This window comes from Pseudomonas sp. MWU13-2517 (assembly GCF_023242545.1).
In the GTDB taxonomy this organism is placed as follows: Bacteria; Pseudomonadota; Gammaproteobacteria; order Pseudomonadales; family Pseudomonadaceae; genus Aquipseudomonas.
Genome location: NZ_JALMFA010000005.1, coordinates 33,738 through 55,964 on the forward strand (window position 1 = coordinate 33,738; position 22,227 = coordinate 55,964).

The window sequence follows — 22,227 nt, forward strand, 5'->3', positions numbered from 1 at the left end:
AATACAGTTCCGTTTTGACGAGTGACTGTTGCTGTCAGACAAGGCGCCGCGACGACTCATAGCTCGCTATGGGGAGGAGCGGCAACGCAGTATGACGGCAATAGGCGCCGTCATAACGGGACAGTATTGGTGAAGTCGGACACCCCAAATCAGCGGTTTGAAAAACAGGCGTCAATCATCCGCCTGTTCATCACCTTCTTTGCGACTCATGCCGTACTTGCGCATCTTCTCTACCAGGGTGGTACGACGGATACGCAGGCGCTCGGCGGCGCGGGCGACGATGCCGCTGGCATCGTCCAGGGCCTGTTGAATCAGGCCTTGTTCCAGGTTGCCGAGGTAGTCTTTCAGGTCCAACCCTTCCGGCGGCAGCATGGCAGTGGCACCGAAGTCCGGAGTATGGCCATTAATGGCCACGCGCTCTTCCATGTCACTGCGCAGGCTGTCCACCATCTGTTCGTCTTCATCGTCGACGTAGCGGAATTTTTTCGGCAACTCGACCACGCCGATCACGCCGTAGGGGTGCATGATCGCCATGCGTTCCACCAGGTTGGCCAGCTCTCGCACGTTACCCGGCCAGCCATGGCGGCACAGGGACATGATTGCTGCGGAGTTGAAGCGTATCGAGCCACGCTTTTCATGCTCCATGCGCGAGATCAGCTCGTTCATCAGCAACGGGATGTCCTCCACGCGTTCACGCAGCGGGGCCATCTCGATCGGGAAGACATTGAGGCGGTAGTACAGGTCTTCGCGGAAGCTGCCCACCTCGATCATGCTTTCGAGGTTCTTGTGGGTGGCCGCGATGATGCGCACGTCGACGCTCTGGGTCTTGTTGCTGCCCACGCGCTCGAAGGTGCGCTCCTGCAATACGCGCAGCAGCTTGACCTGCATCGGCAGTGGCATGTCGCCAATTTCGTCGAGGAACAGGGTGCCGCCGTTGGCCAATTCGAAACGCCCGGCGCGGCTGGTGATCGCCCCGGTGAACGCGCCCTTCTCGTGACCGAACAATTCGCTTTCGAGCAGCTCTGCCGGGATCGCCCCGCAGTTGACCGGCACGAATGGCCCGTCGCGGCGCTTGGAGTGATAGTGCAGGTTGCGTGCGACTACTTCCTTGCCGGTGCCGGACTCACCCAGGATCAGCACGCTGGCATCGGTGTCGGCCACTTGCTGCATCATCTGGCGCACGTGCTGGATCGCACGGCTGGTGCCGACAAGGCTGCGGAACAGGTTGGGTTCGCGGTGACGGCCGCGCTCACGGGCCTGGTCGTACATCTCGCGATAGACCTGGGCACGGTGCAGGGAATCGAGCAATTTGCTGTAGCTGGGCGGCATTTCGAGATTGGAAAGCACACGACGGCGCTGGTCTTCCGGCAGGTCCACAGAAGAAATATCGCCCATCAGCAACACCGGAAGGAACTCATCCCAGGTTGACAGTGTCTTTAACAAGCCCAAAACAGCGCCAGGAGCGTTTACCGTCCCGATCAGCACACAAATGACTTCACGGCTCGACGTCAACGAGCTGACAGCCTGCTGCCAATCATGGCTGCCGCAGGGCAAATTTTCTTCGCCAAGAAAATTCAAAATCACCGCTAAATCGCGGCGGCGGACGCTATCGTCATCAATCAGCAGAATTTTGGTTTCACGCCACATGCAATAGCAACTTCCCTAGTAAAACTTCCTGCCCCGGAATGAGAGCAATCAAGACGTCTGTAAGATTTATTACATACTAGACGTCTGAAATCTGAAAACAGCACTAGTTAAGTCAAAAATGCTGGCACAGTCAAATATATGACGCGCCGTTCGGACCAACTGAGCCCCTGATCAGCCGAACAGATGGTAAACCTTTGACGCACTTTCCGCTCGATTGATCTGCGACATCTCTTCGAAAATCGCCTGGCGCTCCCCAGTCGTCACCTCAAGCAACTGCTGATAAACCGCCAGCAGGCTCTCCAGTTTTTCCCGCAAGGCATCCTCGTCCACCGGCGCATTGTGGAGCGCCTCATCGATGACCGCACGGCAACCCATATCCAGCTCACCAATGGCATCCCAGTTACGCTCGGCCAGTGCATCGACCAAAGCTTCGCGGGTCTCGTCAATCCGTTGCAGGGCGTGGCTCATGACATCATCCTCAGGCCCAGAGGCCTACAGTGTTGCAATACCGTCCCAGCCTTCCTTGAGCGTAATCATCAGGCCGGCTACTTCATCGATCATGGCGACATCGCTCTTGCTATTGGCTTCCAGCAGGCGCGTAGTCATATAGGCGTACAGATTATCAAGTTGCTGCAACGCGGCCGGATCGTCGGTTTTCTCCGGGTTCAGGCCGTCACGCAAACCGATCAGAATGTCGATCGCCTTGCCCAGCAGCAGGCCTTTTTGCGCGATATCACCACGAGCCATGGCGCCTTTGGCCTGAGCCATGCGATCCAACGCGCCTTCCATCAGCATCTGCACCAAGCGATGCGGGCTGGCTTCGGAGATTTGGGCATGGGAATTGACCTTCTGGTATTGGCGAAGGGCTCTCATGGGATTCATGTTTCTACCTCGTGACAGGCAACAGCTAAAAAGAATGGGCTCTGATTATTATGTCGACGGCGTCGCAAAAAACTTTAAGCCGACAGTCTGGCGAAGGGCACGCCCGAACAAGGTAATCACCTTGCCGGGCGACCTCAGTGAGGATCAACTGGTCTTCGGATTATTCAGTGCGTTAAGTGTGGTCATGACGCTGGAGCGCTGGCTGGTGAGCTGGGCGACCAGGTTGTTCATCGTGGTGTATTTGTCAGTCAGGGTCTTTTTCAATGCAGCCATTCGCGTCGTCAACGCGTCCTGCTGCGTCTGCAGATCCTTGATGTTGCTCGACAAGGTCGACGAACGTGTAGCCAGAACCCCAGTGCCGCTCAGCGCATAGCTGTCAGTCGCGGACTTCATGCGCGCCAGCAGACCCGTGTCGCCGTTGAAAATACCGCCGATGTCCGTAGGGTTGGTCAATACTGCCGCACTGAAAATCTTGTCATCAATGCTCAGCTTGCCGGTTTTCTGATCAGTGTTCACGCCGAACTGAGCCAGGGATTTCAATGCCCCTGTCCCGCCCATTGCATTCAGTTGAGTACGGATGGCCGATTGCAGGGTGCGCATGGTGGCATCGCCCGTCAAGGCAGAAGGCGTCGTGGAACCATCGGCATTCGTGGTGACGGCGGTCTCAGTATTGATCGCAGTCATCAACGCGTTGTAGGTGTCGACAAAGCCTTTGACCGAACTCTTGAGGGTATCGTTGCTTCTTGCGACGGTAATGGTCGAAGCCACCCGCTGGGCATTCGGATCTCCAGCAGTCGCGCCCGTCGGCAGCGGTGACACGGCTGTCAACTTGATGCTGACACCACTGATCGCGTCGGACAGGGTATTGCTCTTGGACTCCTGCGCAGTGCCATCGATGGTGTACTTGGCATTCTGCGGTGGGCTATCTACGACCGAGGTCCCCGCCTCCAGACCAGAGTTGCCGCCCACGGTAATGTCAGTGCCGGCGCCGGTATTGGTCGAAGTCAGCACCATGCGGGAACCGGTGGAGTCGGTCAGAATGTTGGCACTGAGGCCGGAACTGCTCAACTGCGCGTTGATCGAGTCACGCACCTGCTGCAGCGTCGAACCCGGTGGTACGCTGACGGAGTAGCTCTGGCCTGATTGAGAGATCGTCAGGGACTTCGCCGTTGTACCCGCATTGACGACTGTGTTCGCGCCTTTCGCATAAGTCTGAGTAGCGATCTTCGAGGCAGTCGCCAATTGATTGACCACCAACTTGTAGCTGCCGGCTGAGGCGCCCGCCCCCAGGGTCACACTGGAAACGTTGGCATCCGACACGGTCGCCGTCAGGCCACCGATACTGGCGTCTTTGGCCATGTTATCCATGGCACCACGAAAAGCGTCGAGCGCCGCTTGAATTTTGCCGATTGAGGAAAGCTGGGCAGTCGACGTCTGCGTCTGCTTGTTGATCTGCGACTGCTTGGGTGCCTGTTCCGCGTTCACCAATGCCGTCACGATAGATTGAGTATCGATATTCGTAACCGGGCCGCTAACCGATATATCACCCATGACTGTTCTCCTGATCCGGGGCTGGCGCTTTCTTGACGGATGACGCCTTAAGAAGCGACAGCAACAAAATTCATGCCAGCTCAGACTTTCGCGTCAAACAGCACGCTACTGGCGTCGTGAAGGCTTTGTGCGAGCTTCAATGCGGCTTCCGAAGGGATCTGACGGATCACTTCACCGCTGTCGGTCGCAATGACTTTGACCACCACTTGATGGGTAGAGTCGTCGATTGAGAATTCCAGGTTGCGCTGGGCATCCTGAACAAATTTGCGAATATCCGCCACCGCCTGTTTAAGGTCGGACGGTTTCGAGTCCTGCTGGGTTTCGACCGCGGCAACCGCAGGCTTAACCTTGGTTGTCTGCGAGTCGTTGCTCACAGGGGCAGGCGCGCTCTGCGGCGGCGCCGCAGGATAAGACAGGTTCAACTTGACGCTCATGTCCATGTCCAGTCACCTCATCACGCAAAAGACAAAAGGGCACGTAAACGCGCCCTTCCGTCAGTCATCTACCATTGGCTATTACTGAAGCAGCTTCAGTACAGCGCTTGGCAGTTGGTTGGCCTGGGACAGGATCGCAGTGGAAGCCTGTTGCAGGGTTTGTTGCTTGGTCAACTGAGCGGTTTCAGCAGCGTAGTCAACGTCCTGGATCTGGCCGCGAGCGGCGCTGGAGTTGTCGGCGATGCTGGTCAGGTTGGCCACGGTGTTGTCGAAACGGTTTTGTACAGCACCGAGACCGGCACGCTGGGAGTCGATGTCAGAGATCGCCTGGGTGATCACGTCAATCGCGTTCTGCGCGTTGGCGGAGGTGGTCACGTCAGTGTTGTTGACGGTAGTTTTCGCGGAGTTGGCAGCAGTACCTGCTGCGGCGAACACGCCTGTCACACCAGCGCCGTTCAGCGAGTAGCTGGTGGACGAGTTCAGCGAAACCTGGCCAGTTGCGATGATCGCGGTAGCGGCCAAGGCAGTAGCAGTACCGAATGCGCCGTTGCCGCCTTTGGTAGCAACCGAGATACCTGCAGCACCACCGTCACCGGCGTTGAAGGTCAGGTTCTCACCGGTATCGGATTTAACCGACAGGGCGTTGGTCGACGAATCGTAGTTAACGCTGATGCCCAGCTTGGCAGCGTTGGACTTCAGTTGGTCAGCCAGGTCGGAAGTGCTGGTCACACCAGTGAACTGCACTGCGGTACCGCTGCCGACTTGCAGGGTGAAGTTGGCGTTCGGAGGAGTAGCAGCAGCGATGGTGGCCGCGTTCACAGTGAACTGGGCTTCAGTGCTGGCAGTAGCGCTCAGGCCGCCGACAGCGCCGTTCATTTGAGCAGCGATCTGCTTGGCGGAAGCGCCAGCTGCCAGGGTAACGTTAGCAGTCTGACCACCACCGGTAACGGTGATAGCGCCACCGGCGATACCGGTTGCAGACGGCGTCAGGGCCTGGGTTTTCAGCTGCTGCGAACCAATGTTGTTGGCCGCTACGTTACCGATGGTCATGTCGATAGTCTGGTTGGCGTTGGCGCCGACCTGGAACGAAGTGGTACCGAAAGAACCGTCCAGCAAGTTCTTGCCACCGAAAGTGGTGGTGGTTGCAATACGGGTCAATTCAGCAGTCAGTGCAGCGTACTGAGCCTGGTTCGACTTACGGTCTTCAGCGCTTGGAGAACCGTTAGCGGATTGCAGAGCCAGGGTACGCATGCTTTGCAGAATGTTGGTGGACTGCTGCATCGCGCCTTCAGCGGTCTGGGCAATCGAGCTACCGTCGTTGGCGTTCTTGATCGCAACGCCCAGGCCGTTGATCTGGCTGGTCAGACGGTTGGAGATCTGCAGGCCGGCCGCGTCGTCTTTGGCACTGTTGATACGCAGGCCGGAGGACAGGCGCTGCATGGAAGTTTGCAGAGCGTTGGAGGCGTTGTTCAGGTTCTTCTGAACGTTCAGCGACGCAAGGTTGGTGTTTACTGTTAATGCCATGACGAAATCCTCGTGGGTGGTGTACTGCGGCTTCCGGCCCTGGCAACCGCCGGGTGTGCCTAGAGAACCTTCGTAATAGTTATCGTCGTGAAGTCAGGTTGCTTGAGGACTTTTTTGATTTTTTTTACTAGCACGATGCCACCCCTTGCAATTCAAGCATTTACGCCAGGCCAAACGCGCGTAATCGATAGGTTTTTGGCGCCAAATAAAAAACGCCCAGGCTTTTTCAAGCCTGGGCGTTTTTGTGTGCGGTGCTATCAGGGCATCACGAGCGATAGAGAATCGCCGAACCCCATGACAGACCCACACCAAAGCCGCTGATGGCGACACGCTTCCAGCTGCCGTCCATCATGTGCTTTTCCAGCAGCAACGGAATGCTCGACGACACGGTGTTGCCGGTTTCGACCATGTCCTTGATGAACTTCTCAACCGGCGCGTCTTCGAAACGCCGGGCCACGGCGTCGACAATCGCCGCACTGCCCTGGTGAATGCAGAACGCGTCGATTTCATCAGCCGCCAGGTTCGACTCGTCAAGCAGCTCGTGCAAATGCGCCGGCACCTTGAGCAAAGCGAAGTTGAACACCTGCCTACCGTTCATGAAGAACACGCCATCGCTGACCTTCAAGTGCGGTGCGCCGGAACCGTCGGTGCCGAACTTGGATTTGCCCAGCAACCACGGCGCCTCTTCACCCATCCAGGTGGCGGTGGCGGCATCGCCGAACAGCATGGTGGTGTTGCGGTCTTCCGGATCCACGATCTTCGAATACGGGTCGGCGGTGATCAGCAGGCCGTTTTTCAGGCCGGTGGCTTCCATGAAGCCTTTCATCGCATAGATGCCGTAGACGTAGCCGGAGCAGCCCAGCGAGATATCAAACGCAGCCACGTGGGTCGGCAGGCCCAGCTTGTCCTGGACGATAGCGGCGGTGTGGGGCAAGCCCTCTTCGTCGCCGTTCTGGGTCACGACGATCAGCGCGTCGATGGATTCACGCTTCAACTGCGGGTTGTTGGCAAACAAAGCGTTGACCGCCTCGACGCACAGGTCGGAGGTTTCCTGCGTAGCGTCCTTGCGCGGCAGGAACGCCGACCCGATCTTGCCAATGATGAAATCTTCATCCTTGGCGAATTTGGCGCCCTGGGCGTAGTTATCCACCCCGTCTGCCGGCACGTAACTGGCGATGCTTTTTATGCCAATCATTGTGGCTTCCCAATACTAAATAGCTGGAGAACACCCCTCGGACTGCGCCTGGAGTGCTGACAATAAAGGGGAAAACCCCGTAAAAATCTCGCTGAAAGCCGCCCTGCAAGGACCCTTTGACGACTTATCCTTTTCACACGATACAGTGAAGATGCGCTTCATGACTCACAGGTCACTCAATTTTGTGCGCTTTATGCAAAACCCGGCAACATTCCAGGTACCAGAAACGACAACGGCCCACCCTGTTTGCCAGGGTGGGCCGTTTTTTCCAACACTGATTACATGCGGCTGAACAGGCTCAGCTGAGAGATTTTCACGAAAGCCAACTGCGAGGCTTGCAGCATGGTCTGCTGCAACGTCAGGTTGATCGCAGCCTGCCCCATATCAATGTTCGCCAACGACGACATAGTAGAAGTATTCGCCAGGCTCAGGCTGGTGTTCTCATCGCTCTGGATATCCAAGGCATTCTGGCGTGCCCCGATGGAGCCGCGCACCTGGTCGATCTGTGCCGTGGCATTGGCGATATTCCCGATGCTGGTGTTCACCACGTCCTTGAGCTTGTTCATGGCAACCTGATTGCCATCCACCGGCGTTTCCAGAGCCTTGCGCAGCTGACTCAAGGTATCCAGCGCATTCATATTCTTGTTACTGGTGGCACCGACCGAAAACTGGTCGCCGGCACCCGGCGTACCACTAATCCCAAACGTCACCCCGGCGGTGGTGATCGAAGTCGCGCCGGCAGCGATGGTGCCACTGGCAATAGCCTTGCTGTTGGCACCATAGGGCTGGGCGAACACTTGATAATCGGTGCCGCTGGTGAATTTAATGACCGCACCCGCGTTGGGAAAGGTGCTGGCATAAGCGGCCTGGTCCGTGACGCTGCCACCGCTCAGTTGTGCCGTAGATGCATTGCTGGCGGTGCGCGAAACACTGAAGGTATCCGGCTTGCTTTCCAGCGTGAACGCCTTGCCGACCACCAGCGCGTCCGACGCGGCACCTGGCGCTACATTCGAGCCCAGGTTCAGGGAAATGTCGAACTTGACCCCGCGCAGGTTGACGCTTGAACCGCCTTCCTTGCTGGCGTCAAACGTGCCGTTACCGGTGATCTCGGACGTCACGTCGTTGCCGTCCTTGTCGGTTACGCTGTACTGGGTGCTGCTGGCGAAGGTCAGCTTATACGGCTGGCCGTCGGCAAAATTATTGGTGTAGTTGGTGCTGGAGGTCACCAGCCCCGCTGAAATCGCCACCGTGCCGTCATTGACCGCCGGCGGCAGCAACGTGGCCTGGGTGCGGCCAGTATTAGACGAGCTTTCGAGCACCGCCTTACCGGTATCACCCGCGGCAATCGACAGGTTATTCGACACCTGCAGGCTCAGCGGTGTCTCGTCACCCTGGTAGGAGTAGGTTCCATCGTTATTGCGGCTGTAGGGCGGCGTGTCAGTCTTGGCCCCGGAGAACATATAGTTGCCACTGGAGTCCTTGCTGTTGAGCAAGCTCAGCACATGATCCTCAAGCGCACCTACCTGGCTGGCGAGGGCCTTGCGGTCATCATCACTGAGCCGCTGGTTCCCGGCCTGCAGCGCCAGGCCGCTGGCTGTGCCCAACGCCGTATTGATGCTCTGCAAGACGCTTTCTTCGTTGGTCAGCGAGTTTTGCAGGCTGGTGATGTTGCCGCCGTACTGCCCCAGCATGTCTTTCTGCTGTTGCAGCAAAAGGAGCTGGGCCGCCGCAACGGGATCGTCCGAAGCGGTCTGCACGCGCACACCGGTAGTCGCCTGGTCCTGGGCCTTCACCACACCTGAATAATTATCCTGGTACTTGGTAGAGCTGGTATCGAAATACTGCTGTGTAGAAATACGCATAGTCCCAGCCTCCTTTAAAGGGCGTTAATCAATGTGCTGAAGGTTTCCTGCGCGGCCTTGATGATCTGCGACGACGCGGTGTAGTACTGCTGGAACTTGATCATGTCGCCCGCTTCTTCATCCAGGTTGACCTGGGACACCGAGTTGCTGGCTGCCTTGTTCGCCGCCAGCAAGGCGCCGGTGGCGGCGCTGTCGGTATTGGCCTGGGCTGCCTTGGAGCCCACTTGGGAAACCAACCGGCTGTTGGCACTGACCAAGCTCACGCCTGCGTTGCCATCCACTGCGCCGACCGTCGCCTTGGTCTGCAAACCCAACAACTGCTGGGCGTTGCGGCCATCAGAGGTGGCACCGCTGTTGAAGGAGAAAGTCGTGCTGTCGCCGTTGGCAGGCGCGCCGGACACGGTGGTGTCGAAGCCAAAGCTCTTGCCGGGAATCAACGCACCACTGGCGTCACGCATCGGTACGTTGACGGTGATCTTGTTGCCCTGGCCCGGGATGATGCTGCCCGTGCCGATAGGATTGCCTTGGGCATCGTTGACGGTGTAAGGCTGCGTGCCATCCGCGGCAGGCTTGCCGAACACCATCTTCACCGGCATTGAGTTTTCGATCCCGGTGCGCAATTGCGCAGTCGCCGCCCCGCCATTGATATCGATCGGCACGGTCAATGTCGGCTGGGTGAACACGCCAGTACCGGTGTTGGTCTTGCTGGCGTTGCCTGCCAATGGCCCGGCAAACGCGAGCTTGTTCGGGTCCTTGAGGCTGATACCGATGTTGCTGGCACCGGTGGCGGTAGGGCTGACCTTGAAGCTGTCCCCCGCAGCCATAGGCCCCTGACCATCCAGCGCCAGAGTAAAACCATCAATCATCGGCGGCGGCGTGGTGGTGGTATCGAAGGCCCCCATGGCCTTGCCATCGGAACGCACCACGTTGTACTGGTTGCCGCTGGTGAAAGTGACCTTGTAGTCGAAGGTCGACAGCTTGCTGCTGTCGGCAATCGTTACATTCAGGTTGCCCGAGCCCACGCTGTTACCCGAAGCCGCCTGGCTGCGCTGGGAAATAGCTGCAGCGCTGTTGATATCGCTGAATAACGAAGAACCGAAATCACCGTTCAGGTCCAGGCCCTGCCCCAACTGGCTGTTGACGCTGTCAGCGGTGGCAATGGCGATACGCCCCAAATCGTTAATGGCCGGCATCAGCGCATCACTGCGATAACGCAACAGGCCGCCAATAGAGCCACCACTGACCACATTGCCGATATCCATCGGCGTGTCACCCATATTGAGCTGGATGGTGTACTGGCTGTTGTCGGTCTTGCTGGGCACAGCCGAAATGGTATTGGCAATATTGCCCTCTACCAGCGATTGCCCCGTACCGGTGGTGATACTGAACTGGCCGTTTTTCTCGGTGGCAGTGACACCGATCAGCTCATTGAGCGAGCGAACGGCCTCGTTACGTGCATCCAGCAAGTTGTTCGGCGCACTGGTCGACGAACCTTGAGCGCTGGTAATTTGACTGTTCAGGGAGGCAATCGACGACGTCAGCTTGTTAACCTGATCACTGAAAGTGCCCAACTGGCCGTTGATGGTTTCTTTCTGCTGGGTCAACTGCGTGGAAATCGAGTTGAAACGGTTGCTCAGGGTCTGGGCACTGGTCACCAGAAGTTGCCGGGCGGACACATCGCTGGGCGTGGCGGCAGCGGTCTGCAGGGAGGCAAAAAAAGCACTGAGCGCAGCCGACATGCCGGTGGTCTTGTCCGACAGGGTCTTGTCGATGGCCGCAGCCTGGCCCGCGTAGGCGGCGGCGTCGCTGTTGAGCGCGGTACTGCTCTGATAGGCCGCACCCAGGAAATCGTTATAGATGCGCCGCACATCGGCCAGGGTCGTGCCGCTGCCAATGAACACTCCACCGTACTGATTGTTGGCGCTGGCGTTCTGAGTGGTCTGCTGACGCGAGTATCCCGGGGTATTGACGTTGGCAATGTTATTACTCAAGACCGACAACGACCCTTGAGCGGCATTGAGCCCTGACATCCCGATACTGAGCAAACTCATGATTCAGACCTTATAAATGAGTGGTCGCGCCCGCGGCGGCGTAATTCTGATAACTGTTCATCGTTTTCGCGATCTGCGAAATCTTGCTGGCGTAGTCCGGATCGGTGGCATATCCGGCTTTTTGCAACTCGCGAACAAAGCGTTCCGGGTTGTCGGCTGATTTCACAACTTCTTTATAGCGATCATTGCTTTGCAGCAATGTCACGAGGTCATGGAAGCTGTCCTGATAGGAGTTATAGGAACGGAATTGCGCCGTTTCCTTGACCATCGCCCCATCACGAAACTCGCTGGTGATCGCACGCGCCTGACCGCCCTGCCAACTCTGGCCGGCCTTGATACCAAACAGGTTATGGCTGCTGCTGCCGTCTTCGGCACGCATCACCGATTTACCCCAACCGGTTTCCAGCGCGGCCTGGGCCACCAGGTACTTCGGATCGATACCAATACGCGCAGCGGCCGCCTTGGCCATCGGCAGCATGGTGGCGACAAATTCATCCTGCGAACTGAAGGCTTTCTTCGCCGGTGCCAGTGGCGGCTGGGCAATGGCGCGACCATACACCTGCATACGCCCGCTCGGCACGGCAAAGCTGTGGGCGGCAGTGTTGATCACATTGTCCTCGGCGGCGCTGTTGCGCAACGGCGCGGTTTTGGCGACGACTGCGGCATCCGTGGTCGGCACAATGCCCGCCAGCAGGCGATCGGTCAGCTTGCTCGGCACAGCAATACGGCGCTGGTTCATCAGTTCCATATCATTGGCGTGGGCATTGTTGCCTTCCGGCACCGCCACACGATAAGCCCACAACGGACGCTGGCCGTTGGAGCGGCCCAGCGGGCCATCCGCTTGAGTACCTGCCGCAATTTCAGTCGGCACATCGACTTTCTTGACCGGAGCATCCGCTGCCGGGCCTTGCAAGGTGGCCGCCTGGGCGTCCACCGGTTTGTTCTTCTGCATCTGGCGCATGAGCACGTCGGCCAGGCCGATACCGCCGCCTTCGCGCGACATCGAGACAGCCAACTGCTGGTCGTACATTTCCTGATACTGCTTGGCAGCCGGCGTGTTCAGCGGGTTGTCCTCGCCCAGGGCGTCGGTGGCCGAGCGCATGGACTTGAGCATCTCGCTCAAGAACAGCGACTCGAACTCCTGCGCCACTTTGCGCATATTGCCGTCGCTGTTCTTGTCGCCGACCTTGAGCTGGTTAAGCCGATTCAGGTCGGAGTACGCCCCCGAATCCGCTGTGCTGCTGATCCCGCTCTTGCGCATATCCATGGCCATGGCCTCAGATCACGATCAGGTCGGCTTGCAAGGCGCCGGCCTGTTTCAGAGCTTCGAGGATCGCCATCAAGTCGCCGGGCGCTGCGCCCACCTGGTTCACCGCGCGGACAATCTCGTCCAGGGTGGTGCCGGGGCCGAACTTGAACATCGGCTTGGCTTCTTGCTGAGCATTGACCCGCGAACGGGGTACCACCGCCGTCTGGCCATTGGACAACGCCCCAGGCTGGCTGACGATCGGGTCTTCGGTGATGGTCACGGTCAAGCTGCCATGGGTCACGGCCGCCGGCGACACCTTGACGTTCTGACCGATCACGATGGTGCCGGTGCGCGAGTTGATGATGACTTTGGCGACCGCCTGGCCTGGGTCGACCTCAAGGTTTTCCAGGATCGACAAGTAGTCGACGCGCTGGCTCGGGTCCAACGGCGCCGTCACACGGATCGAACCGCCATCGATGGCCTGGGCCACGCCCGGGCCGAGCATGTCGTTGACCTTGTCTACCACACGCTTGGCGGTGGTGAAGTCGGAACGGTTGAGGTTCAACGTCAGGCTGTTGCCCTGGTTGAAACCGCTCGGCACCGTGCGCTCGACCGTGGCACCACCCGGAATGCGGCCGGCCGACGGCACGTTGACCGTGATCTTGGAACCGTCGCGACCTTCGGCATCAAAACCGCCCACCACCAGGTTGCCCTGGGCAATGGCGTAGACGTTGCCGTCGATACCCTTGAGTGGCGTCATAAGCAATGTGCCGCCGCGCAGGCTTTTGGAGTTGCCGATGGACGATACGGTAATGTCCACCACCTGCCCCGGCTTGGAAAACGCCGGCAAATCGGCACTGATGGACACCGCCGCAACGTTCTTCAATTGCACATTCCCCGAGCCAGCCGGCACCTTGATACCGAACTGCGAGAGCATGTTATTGAACGTCTGCAGGGTGAACGGCGTCTGGGTGGTCTGGTCACCCGTGCCATTGAGCCCGACCACCAGGCCGTAACCGATCAACTGGTTGGAGCGCACGCCGGAAATACTGGCGATGTCCTTCAGACGCTCGGCCTGGGCGACTGCACTCAGGGACAGCAACAGTGCCGCCGCCATCAGCTGTTTGAGTTTCAAAATGATCACCTAGAAAGGGAACAGCGGGCTAAGGAAGAAACGGTCGAACCAGCCCGGCTGACTCGCATCAGCAAACGAACCCGTACCCGAGTAGGTAATGCGCGCATCGGCAATCCGCGTCGATGACACGGTGTTGTCGGTGGAAATATCATCGGCTCGCACCATACCCGCAATGCGCACCAGCTCGTCACCGGTGTTGAGGGTCATCCATTTCTCACCCCGTATGGCAATGATGCCGTTGGGCAACACATCGGCCACGGTCACAGTGATCGAGCCGGTCAAGCTGTTGCCCTGCCCCGCCGCACTCTTGCCGTTGGTGGCACGGTCACCGGAATAACCGGCATTCAAGCTCAGGTCACCGCTGCCCAATGGGTTGTTGGTATTAGGCACACCACCGAACAACGAGGTCAGGCCGATGCTGGTCTTGCTGGTCTTGCCCACCTGCGAGTTGGCGTTCTTGCTGGCCTGGGTCTTCTCGTTCAGGGTGATGGTGATGATGTCACCCACGCGGAACGCTTTGCGGTCGCTGTACAGGTTCTGTTCAAAACCGGCCTGGTAGATCGAGCCATTGTTGGCCGCCGCCGGCAACGGTGTACGTGGCAGCACCGGCGCATAGTACGGGTCATTGGGTTTTGGCGTCGGGGCGACACAGCCCGCGAGCACGGCGATCCCACTCAATGCCAGAACAGAAACGTAGCGATTCATGACCCTTACCTCACGGTGCTGCAGGCGCCCTCAAGAGCGCCCCATAGACTTGATTACAGATTCTGCGTAACGAACGAAAGCATCTTGTCGGCAGTGGAAATCACCTTGGAGTTCATCTCGTAGGCGCGCTGGGTGGTGATCATGTTGACCATCTCCTCAACGGTGCTGACGTTGGAGGTTTCCAGTGTGCTTTGCAGGGTGGTGCCAAAGCCGTTCAGGCCCGGAGTGCCGATTTGCGGCGCGCCGCTGGAAGCGGTTTCCAGGAACAGGTTGCCACCTATGGCCTGCAAGCCGGCCGGGTTGATGAAGTCTGCGGTTTGCAGGTTGCCGATCACCTGCGACGCCGGGTTGCCGGCCACGGTGATGGACACGGTGCCGTCGTTGCCCACGGTGAAGGTCTTGGCATTGGCGGGAACCACCACGGCCGGCTCCAGCGCGAAACCGTTGGCGGTGACGATCTGGCCGTTAGAATCGAGGTGGAATGTCCCATCACGGGTGTAGGACGTGGTGCCGTCGGGCTGCAGGATCTGGAAGAACCCACGGCCGTTGATGGCCATATCCAGCGGCTGACCGGTTTGTTGCAGGTTACCGGCGTTGAAGTTCTTCTGGGTGCCCACGATCTGCACACCGGTACCCAGTTGCAGGCCCGACGGCAGTTCGCTGTCCTGGGTCGATTGAGCACCCGGCTGGCGTTTGATCTGGTAGAGCAAGTCCTGGAACTCGGCGCGATCACGTTTGAAGCCTGTGGTCGACACGTTGGCCAGGTTGTTGGAAATGGTGGTCAGGTTGGTGTCCTGGGCGGACAGACCTGTTTTGGCAACCCATAGAGCCGGAAGCATGTTGTTCTCCTTCGTGCGCCTGTTTGTTGGCGCCGCGTTGCAAAATTAGTCGTCGGTCGTCGCCGGCTTCAGCTCATCGACAGAACGCGAGTCATGGCCTGATCGTCTTCCTTGGCGCTGTTCATCATCTTGATGTGCAGCTCGAACTGTTTGGAAAGCGCCAGAACCGAGGTCATTTCTTCCACCGCATTGACGTTGCTCGCCTGCAAAAAGCCCGAGGTCAGCCTGACGTTCGCGTCGGCCTGGGCCGGCTTGCCGTCTTTGGTGTGGATGGTGCCGTCGAGGGTTTTGGTCATGTTCTTGAGGTCGGGATGAACCAGCTTGATACGGTCCACTTCGGCCATCACTCGCGGGCCTTCGCCCATGGCACGGATGCTGATGGTGCCATCAGCGCCTACTTCGATTTTCTGCTGGGGCGGCACGGCAATCGGGCCACCGTTGCCCATGATCGGCATACCGTTGCCGGCACGCAGCACGCCCAGCGCATCCACATTCATGCTGGCGCTGCGCACGTAGGCTTCGCCGCCGTCCGGAGTTTGCACGGCCATCCAGCCGTCGCCGCTGACGGCCACATCCAGGTCGCGGCCGGTTTCGATCATGGCGCCCGGGGAAAAGTCGGTGGCAGGTCGCTCAGTCAACGCGAACGCCCGCGCAGGAAAGCTGTCACCGAACACCGGCATCGAACGCGCCTGCTCCAGGTCACGCTGGAAACCGTTGGTGGAAATGTTCGCCAGGTTGTTGGCATGGGCCTTCTGCGCCAGTGCATTCTGGCTGGCGCCGGTCATTGCCACATAAAGGTACTTGTCCACGCTCTTTCCTCTTTCTGACGGACGCTTGCCGCCCACCGCTGTACTGAGGAGGCTTAAGCAATTTGCGAACCAACTTTTAAAAAGAAGAGAAAGTCCAGGCGGGGCGGGGGTTTTCCGGGGGGACTTGAAAATTCGAGGTCAGGAAATAGTCGAAAAAACGGCGGACTACTGCCGCCGGCGGCAAACCCCAGCTTGCCTGATGCCGCCGGCTAAGATCTTCTGTAGGAGCGAGCTTGCTCGCGCCTGCACACGGTGGCATCAGGACTTGAGGATTGCGTAATCGCGCAATTTATTGGCGATGGTGGTGTGGGACACGCCCAACCGCTTGCCCAATTGCCGACTGCTGGGGTGCTCGGCATACAGGCTTTCCAACACCGCTTTCTCGAACCGCCCGACAATCTCTTCCAGGCCGCCCTCCAGGGAAAAATCGCCAAGCGGCTGACGCACGCCGTAGTCCGGCAAGCGAATGTGTTCGGCCTTGACCGTGCCGCCCTCGCACAACGACACCGCCTGGAACAGCACGTTTTCCAACTGACGCACATTGCCCGGCCAATGGTAGTGACTCAGACGATCCATCGCGGCGGGGGCCAGCTTCGGCAGGGGGCAACCGATCTGCCGGCTAGCCTGATCGAGGAAGTGATCAACCAACGGCGCCAAGCCGTCGAGGCATTCGCGCAGCGGTGGAATGTGCAGGGACAGCACGTTGAGACGGTGGTAAAGGTCCTGGCGGAATTCGCCACGGGCACACAGCTCGGACAAGTCCAGTTGGGTGGCGCAGATCACGCGTACATCCAGGTACACCTCTTCATCACTGCCTACGCGGCGGAAGCAACCGTCCTGCAGAAACCGCAGCAGTTTCACCTGCAAGCGCGCACTCATTTCCCCCACCCCGTCGAGAAACAGCGTGCCGCCCGCGGTCAGTTCCAACAGCCCCAGCTTACCTTCGGCCCGTGCGCCTTCAAACGCGCCAGGGCCGTAGCCGAACAGTTCGGTCTCGGCCATCGACTCCGGCAGGCCTGCGCAGTTGAGCGCCATCAGCGGCGACTGCCCACGCGGGCTGGCCAGGTGACAAGCACGGGCGAGCAACTCTTTACCGGTGCCGGTTTCCCCTTCTATTAATAGAGGCGCATCCAACGGTGCCATGCGCCGGGCTTCACGCACTACAGCCGCCATGACCTTGGAGCTTTGGAAAATACTGTCGAAGCCGCGCAGTTCCTGCTTGCGCACGTTGTAGATACGCTCACCGACACGGTCGGCGCGGTGCAAGGTCAACACCGCGCCGGCCATGGCCTCGCTGTCATCATGCTCGGACGATTGCAGCGGCGCGATGTCCGCCAGAAACACGTCGCCCTTGACCTTGACCCGCAGGCCGTTGATCCGCGACTTGCTGGCGCGCACCAACTCCGGCAAATCGAAGTCTTCGGCGTAACGCGACAACGGTATGCCCGGTACCTCGTCCACCCGCACCCCGAGCAACTGCGCAGCGGCGCGGTTGGCGGCGACGATGGAGCCGCCCATGTCGATCGACAACACCGGAAACTCGAGGGCACCGAGCAGCGCATTGAGCTCCATGTGCCGCCGCTCGCTGGGCATCAGCCCAACCCGCTTGACGCCAAACACCCCGGCAATCGCTTCGAATTGGGGACGCAGCGCCTGGAACTGCATGTTCACCAGGTTCGGGCAAAACAGATAAATCGCGTTGCCCTGCTCACCGCCGACCTCGCCTTTAGCGACGTTGACGCCGTACTCCACCAGCAGGTTGAGAATGTCCCGCAGAATGCCGATACGGTTTTGGCAGTGCACTTTGATACGCATGAAAAGGCCCGAAAAGTGGGAAGGCGCCGCGTCTTTTTGTCGCTCGGCGCAGATAGTCGTCAAGATTATGTGACAGCTTGCGCGCATTTCACAGCCCAGCGTACAGATTGGCCTTACAGGCGTAACGAATACTTTACGAAAACCAGTACATTTTCCTACGCATTACCGCTGGAGGTAGATGGAATTCGGCGCGCATCGGGTTATCAATAAGCTCATCGCAGGACATAACAAGAACGAATGCCTAGCAGGAGAGCCGTATGAAGCAGACGCAATACGTGGCCCGCGAGCCCGATGCGCAAGGTTTTATCCACTACCCGCCGGAAGAACACGCGGTGTGGAATACCCTGATCACACGCCAGTTGAAAGTGATCGAGGGCCGCGCCTGCCAGGAATACCTGGACGGCATCGACAAGCTCGGCCTGCCGCTGGATAGGATCCCGCAACTGGGTGAGATCAATACCGTGCTGGCCGAAACCACCGGCTGGCAAGTTGCACGCGTGCCGGCCTTGATTCCCTTCCAGACCTTCTTCGAACTGCTCGCCAGCAAGCAGTTTCCGGTCGCGACCTTTATTCGTACCCGCGAAGAACTGGACTACCTGCAAGAGCCGGATATTTTCCACGAGATCTTCGGCCACTGCCCGCTGCTGACCAACCCTTGGTTCGCCGAATTCACCCACACCTACGGCAAGCTCGGCCTGGCGGCCACCAAAGAGCAACGGGTGTACCTGGCGCGCTTGTATTGGATGACCATTGAGTTCGGCCTGGTGGACACGCCCCAAGGTCGGCGCATCTACGGTGGCGGCATTCTGTCTTCGCCCAAGGAGACGGTGTACTGCCTGTCGGACGAGCCCGAGCATCAAGCCTTCGACCCGCTTGAAGCCATGCGCACACCGTACCGTATCGACATCCTGCAACCGCTGTATTTCGTGCTCCCCGAACTCAAGCGCCTGTTCGAAGTAGCGCAGGAAGACATCATGGGCATGGTTGAACGAGGGATGCAGCTTGGCTTGCACGCGCCGAAATTTCCTCCCAAACCAAAGGCTGCTTGAACCGTGCCTTTTTAGGCCAGGTGAGTCTGTTCCCTGGCCACGCGTTGCTTTAGGGTGACGCCACTGACGACCGTTTTTTTCAAACTCGAATTCAGGACACTTACATGACCACCTTGAACCAAGCCCACTGCGAAGCCTGCCGCGCCGACGCCCCGCAAGTCAGCGATGAAGAGCTGCCGGTACTGATCAAGCAGATCCCCGACTGGAACATCGAAGTACGCGACGGTGTGATGCAGCTGGAAAAGGTTTTCCTGTTCAAAAACTTCAAATTCGCCCTGGCCTTCACCAATGCCATGGGTGAAATCTCCGAAGCTGAAGGCCATCACCCAGGCCTGCTCACCGAATGGGGCAAAGTCACCGTGACCTGGTGGAGCCACTCCATCAAGGGCCTGCACCGCAACGACTTCATCATGGCCGCACGCACTGACGAAGTGGCCAAGACCGCCGAGGGCCGCAAGTAATGCACTTCGATGCGATTGGCCGCGTGCCCGGCGACCCGATCCTGGGACTGATGGACCTGTACGCCCAGGACACCCACCCGAACAAGTTCGATCTGGGCGTGGGCGTCTATAAGGATGACCAGGGCCTGACGCCGATTCCGCACTCGGTAAAACTGGCCGAGCAACGCCTGGTGGATACACAGACCACCAAGACCTACATCGGCGGTCACGGTGATGCCGCGTTCGGCAGGTTGATCAGTGAACTGGTACTTGGCGCCGATTCGACGCTGATCCGCGAACGCCGTGCCGGGGCCACGCAGACCCCAGGCGGCACCGGCGCCCTGCGCCTGAGCGCCGACTTTATCGCCCAAGCCCTGCCCGGCCGCGGCGTGTGGCTGAGCAACCCGACCTGGCCGATCCACGAAACCCTCTTCGCCAAGGCCGGGCTCAAGGTCAGCCATTACCCCTATGTGGGAACGGACAATCGCCTGGATGTGCAGGCAATGCTCGCCACCCTGTCTACCGTGCCGATGGGCGATGTGGTGCTGCTGCACGCCTGCTGCCACAACCCGACCGGTTTCGACCTGTCCCAGGATGATTGGCGCCAGGTGCTGCAAATCGTGCGCGAGCGCCAGTTGCTGCCGTTGATCGACTTCGCCTACCAGGGCTTTGGCGACGGCCTGGAACAGGACGCCTGGGCAGTACGACTGTTTGCCGCCGAGCTGCCCGAGGTGCTGATCACCAGTTCCTGTTCGAAGAACTTCGGCCTGTATCGCGACCGCGTCGGCGCGTTGATCGTGTGCGCGGCGGATGCCGAGAAGCTCACGGACGTGCGCAGCCAACTGGCGAATATCGCGCGCAATCTGTGGTCGACGCCACCGGATCATGGTGCGGCAGTGGTCGCGACCATCCTGGGTGACGCCGAACTCAAGAAGGTGTGGAGCGGCGAGGTCGAAGCCATGCGCTCGCGGATCGCGCAATTGCGCGCAGGCCTGGTGGAGGCGTTGGCGCCCCATGGCCTGGCCGAACGGTTTGCGCATATTGGTGCCCAGCGCGGCATGTTTTCCTACACGGGCTTGAATGCCGAGCAGGTAAAGCAATTGCGCGAGAAACACAGCGTTTACATGGTGAGTTCGGGGCGAGCCAGCGTTGCCGGGATTGATGCAACACGCCTGGCGCTCCTGGCCGAAGCCATCGCCGAAGTCTCCAACTGACGATACCGAATCAAAACGATGGGAGCGGGCACTACCTTTCAGCCCGCGACCATTTCCGCTTTCAGCAGTGCCTCTTTCGCCTGCGCATCCGCCAGCCGATACAACTCGATACTCCCGTCCCAGTGCTCGATCAACGCCGTGCACGACTCCACCCAGTCCCCGCAGTTGAGGTAATCCACCTCGCCCACCTTGCGAATCTCGGCATGGTGAATATGCCCGCACACCACGCCATGCAGCTCGCGCCGGGTGACTTCATGGGCAATCGCTTCTTCGAAATCGCTGATAAAGCTCACCGCCGTCTTCACCTTGTGCTTGAGGTACGCCGACAACGACCAGTAGCCATAGCCATACCGGGCACGCCAGTGGTTGAGCCAACGGTTCAGGGTGAGGGTAAATTCGTAGGCCGAGTCACCGAGGAACGCCAGCCAGCGGTGGTAACGGGTGATTACGTCAAACTGATCACCGTGGATCACCAGTAGGTGACGGCCATCAGCGGTGACATGCACCGCCTCATCCACCAACTGGATATTGCCCAGCATCAGCTTGGAATAGCGGCGCAGGAATTCGTCGTGGTTGCCGGTGACATAAATCACCTCGGTGCCGCGCTTGGCCATGGTCAGCAAGCGACGGATCACGTTGGTGTGGGCCTGGGGCCAATACATGCCACCGCGCATTTTCCAGCCGTCGATGATGTCGCCGACCAGATACACCTTGTCGGCGTGATACCCCTTGAGGAACTGCGACAGGTGTTCCGCCTGGCAATCCCGGGTGCCCAGGTGCACGTCGGAAATCCACAGGGTACGAACCCGTTGTTTGCGGCTGGGCTTGGCGGACTCGGCACTGGTCATGGGCATCCCTCGACGGTGTTTTTGCGAGCTTGCGCCCTGGCGATTAATAGCCCATGACAGCTTTGCGTCAATCTGATGACAGCGCCAGGTTCCTGCGAAGCGTTGTAGACTGCGGGCTTGTTGCCCTGGAGACCGCGATGAGACCGACCCTCACGCTGCGCCACTACCTCGAAGCGCCCCTTGCCCATAGCCATGATCATGCGCAGTTGGTGTTCGGCCTGTCCGGGCATCTGGACCTGGAAGTGGATGGCCGTGGCAGCCAGGTGCGCGAAAGCAGCGTGATGATACTGCCCTTCAACACCCATCACGCCTGCGTCAGTCGCGATGGCAGCCACTGCCTGGTGCTGGATGTGCCCACCGAACACTGGCTGCGGCAATCCTTGGGCGAACACGCCGATGCCAGCCGCCGCCTGCTGGATCAACCCATGCGCCTGGCGCTGGACGCACGGCAACACCAGTTGGTCCAATGGCTGGCCCACAGCCCGGTGGATGACCCGTTGATCGTCCAGCAAGGTGCAGTGTTGCTGCTCGCCTGCCTCAATCATTCCCAGGACCAGCCATTACCTGGCCGGCGCCTGCCGTATGCAGCGTTCAATGCGCATATCGAACGGCACGTCGCGCATCCTTTGCAAGTAGCGGACCTTGCGCAGATCGCAGGCCTGTCAGCCGCGCGCCTGCATGCGCGCTTCATGGCCGAATGCGGGCAGACGCCTATGGACTACATCCGCAGCCACCGCCTGCGAATGGCCTTGAAGCTGCTGCGCGAGACGGGCTTGCCCATCGGTGAAATCGCTGACCGCGTCGGTTACAGCTCACAAAGCGCATTTGCCGCCGCGATGCTACGGGAGTTCGGCGCATCTCCTGGGATGTTGCGTCGCTCAACGTAGGAAGAGCCTCGCGATAAAAATCGCGAGCCGCACGACAGACGCCCTCCTCTGCAACCCTCTAGACTGCGTTTCTGTTACCCGTTGGTTCAAA

The 22,227-nt window shown here is 59.2% G+C and carries 20 protein-coding genes; 4 read left to right on the top strand and 16 right to left on the bottom strand.

The window, feature by feature from the left end; genetic code table 11:
* Positions 1-171 precede the first annotated feature (171 nt).
* The 15 genes from M5B97_RS08735 to M5B97_RS08805 all read right to left on the bottom strand — a co-directional run bounded on the left by M5B97_RS08735 (position 172) and on the right by M5B97_RS08805 (position 17,698).
* A complete protein-coding gene (locus M5B97_RS08735; protein WP_248731270.1) occupies positions 172-1,647 on the bottom strand; it encodes a sigma-54 dependent transcriptional regulator in 1,476 nt (491 codons plus the stop codon).
* A 171-nt stretch (positions 1,648-1,818) separates the two neighbouring features.
* The gene (locus M5B97_RS08740; protein ID WP_123715573.1) at positions 1,819-2,115 is read right to left on the bottom strand and encodes a flagellar protein FliT; all 297 of its coding nucleotides are present in this window, start codon (positions 2,113-2,115) and stop codon (positions 1,819-1,821) included.
* A gap of 24 nt (positions 2,116-2,139) precedes the next feature.
* Positions 2,140-2,529 (bottom strand): flagellar export chaperone FliS, encoded by a 390-nt coding sequence (gene fliS, locus M5B97_RS08745; protein WP_106576450.1) that lies wholly within the window; start codon positions 2,527-2,529, stop codon positions 2,140-2,142.
* Between the two features lie 144 nt (positions 2,530-2,673).
* Positions 2,674-4,080, bottom strand: coding sequence for a flagellar filament capping protein FliD (gene fliD, locus M5B97_RS08750; protein ID WP_248731271.1), 1,407 nt, complete (start codon positions 4,078-4,080; stop codon positions 2,674-2,676).
* Positions 4,081-4,160: 80 nt separating this feature from the next.
* Positions 4,161-4,520 carry a flagellar protein FlaG gene (locus M5B97_RS08755; protein WP_060756047.1) on the bottom strand — a complete coding sequence of 120 codons (360 nt, stop codon included), beginning with the start codon at positions 4,518-4,520 and terminating at the stop codon, positions 4,161-4,163.
* A 75-nt stretch (positions 4,521-4,595) separates the two neighbouring features.
* Positions 4,596-6,038, bottom strand: a complete 1,443-nt coding sequence (locus M5B97_RS08760) for a flagellin (RefSeq protein ID WP_248731272.1) — start codon at positions 6,036-6,038, stop codon at positions 4,596-4,598.
* A gap of 265 nt (positions 6,039-6,303) precedes the next feature.
* Complete coding sequence (locus M5B97_RS08765; protein ID WP_248731273.1) at positions 6,304-7,233, bottom strand: ketoacyl-ACP synthase III; 930 nt, start codon at positions 7,231-7,233, stop codon at positions 6,304-6,306.
* Positions 7,234-7,511: 278 nt separating this feature from the next.
* Positions 7,512-9,095, bottom strand: coding sequence for a flagellar hook-associated protein 3 (locus tag M5B97_RS08770; RefSeq protein ID WP_248731274.1), 1,584 nt, complete (start codon positions 9,093-9,095; stop codon positions 7,512-7,514).
* Between the two features lie 14 nt (positions 9,096-9,109).
* Positions 9,110-11,146 carry a flagellar hook-associated protein FlgK gene (gene flgK / locus M5B97_RS08775; protein ID WP_248731275.1) on the bottom strand — a complete coding sequence of 679 codons (2,037 nt, stop codon included), beginning with the start codon at positions 11,144-11,146 and terminating at the stop codon, positions 9,110-9,112.
* A gap of 10 nt (positions 11,147-11,156) precedes the next feature.
* Complete coding sequence (gene flgJ, locus M5B97_RS08780) at positions 11,157-12,419, bottom strand: flagellar assembly peptidoglycan hydrolase FlgJ (protein ID WP_123715568.1); 1,263 nt, start codon at positions 12,417-12,419, stop codon at positions 11,157-11,159.
* 4 nt (positions 12,420-12,423) lie between these two features.
* Positions 12,424-13,533 carry a flagellar basal body P-ring protein FlgI gene (locus M5B97_RS08785; RefSeq protein WP_134657869.1) on the bottom strand — a complete coding sequence of 370 codons (1,110 nt, stop codon included), beginning with the start codon at positions 13,531-13,533 and terminating at the stop codon, positions 12,424-12,426.
* 6 nt (positions 13,534-13,539) lie between these two features.
* Positions 13,540-14,235 carry a flagellar basal body L-ring protein FlgH gene (gene flgH, locus M5B97_RS08790; RefSeq protein WP_060756053.1) on the bottom strand — a complete coding sequence of 232 codons (696 nt, stop codon included), beginning with the start codon at positions 14,233-14,235 and terminating at the stop codon, positions 13,540-13,542.
* 53 nt (positions 14,236-14,288) lie between these two features.
* Entirely contained in the window at positions 14,289-15,074 is a 786-nt protein-coding gene (gene flgG / locus M5B97_RS08795) for a flagellar basal-body rod protein FlgG (protein WP_123715567.1), read from the bottom strand.
* Between the two features lie 68 nt (positions 15,075-15,142).
* Positions 15,143-15,883 (bottom strand): flagellar basal body rod protein FlgF, encoded by a 741-nt coding sequence (locus M5B97_RS08800; protein WP_123715566.1) that lies wholly within the window; start codon positions 15,881-15,883, stop codon positions 15,143-15,145.
* A 258-nt stretch (positions 15,884-16,141) separates the two neighbouring features.
* Positions 16,142-17,698: a sigma-54-dependent transcriptional regulator gene (locus M5B97_RS08805; protein ID WP_134656903.1), complete on the bottom strand. Its 1,557-nt coding sequence runs from the start codon at positions 17,696-17,698 to the stop codon at positions 16,142-16,144.
* A gap of 257 nt (positions 17,699-17,955) precedes the next feature.
* Here M5B97_RS08805 and phhA point away from each other — a divergent pair, with 257 nt between their 5' ends.
* From phhA to M5B97_RS08820, 3 genes are all read left to right on the top strand, one after another.
* Positions 17,956-18,747, top strand: coding sequence for a phenylalanine 4-monooxygenase (gene phhA / locus M5B97_RS08810; RefSeq protein ID WP_248731276.1), 792 nt, complete (start codon positions 17,956-17,958; stop codon positions 18,745-18,747).
* A gap of 104 nt (positions 18,748-18,851) precedes the next feature.
* Complete coding sequence (locus M5B97_RS08815) at positions 18,852-19,208, top strand: 4a-hydroxytetrahydrobiopterin dehydratase (protein WP_003192995.1); 357 nt, start codon at positions 18,852-18,854, stop codon at positions 19,206-19,208.
* A complete protein-coding gene (locus M5B97_RS08820) occupies positions 19,208-20,401 on the top strand; it encodes an amino acid aminotransferase (RefSeq protein ID WP_248731277.1) in 1,194 nt (397 codons plus the stop codon). The genes M5B97_RS08815 and M5B97_RS08820 overlap by 1 nt, the downstream gene beginning before the upstream one ends.
* Before the next feature lie 38 nt (positions 20,402-20,439).
* Here the strand turns inward: M5B97_RS08820 and M5B97_RS08825 are convergent, their stop codons facing one another.
* Positions 20,440-21,249, bottom strand: a complete 810-nt coding sequence (locus M5B97_RS08825; protein WP_248731278.1) for a UDP-2,3-diacylglucosamine diphosphatase — start codon at positions 21,247-21,249, stop codon at positions 20,440-20,442.
* Positions 21,250-21,386: 137 nt separating this feature from the next.
* Here M5B97_RS08825 and M5B97_RS08830 point away from each other — a divergent pair, with 137 nt between their 5' ends.
* Positions 21,387-22,136 (top strand): AraC family transcriptional regulator, encoded by a 750-nt coding sequence (locus M5B97_RS08830; protein WP_248731279.1) that lies wholly within the window; start codon positions 21,387-21,389, stop codon positions 22,134-22,136.
* Positions 22,137-22,227: the final 91 nt, after the last annotated feature.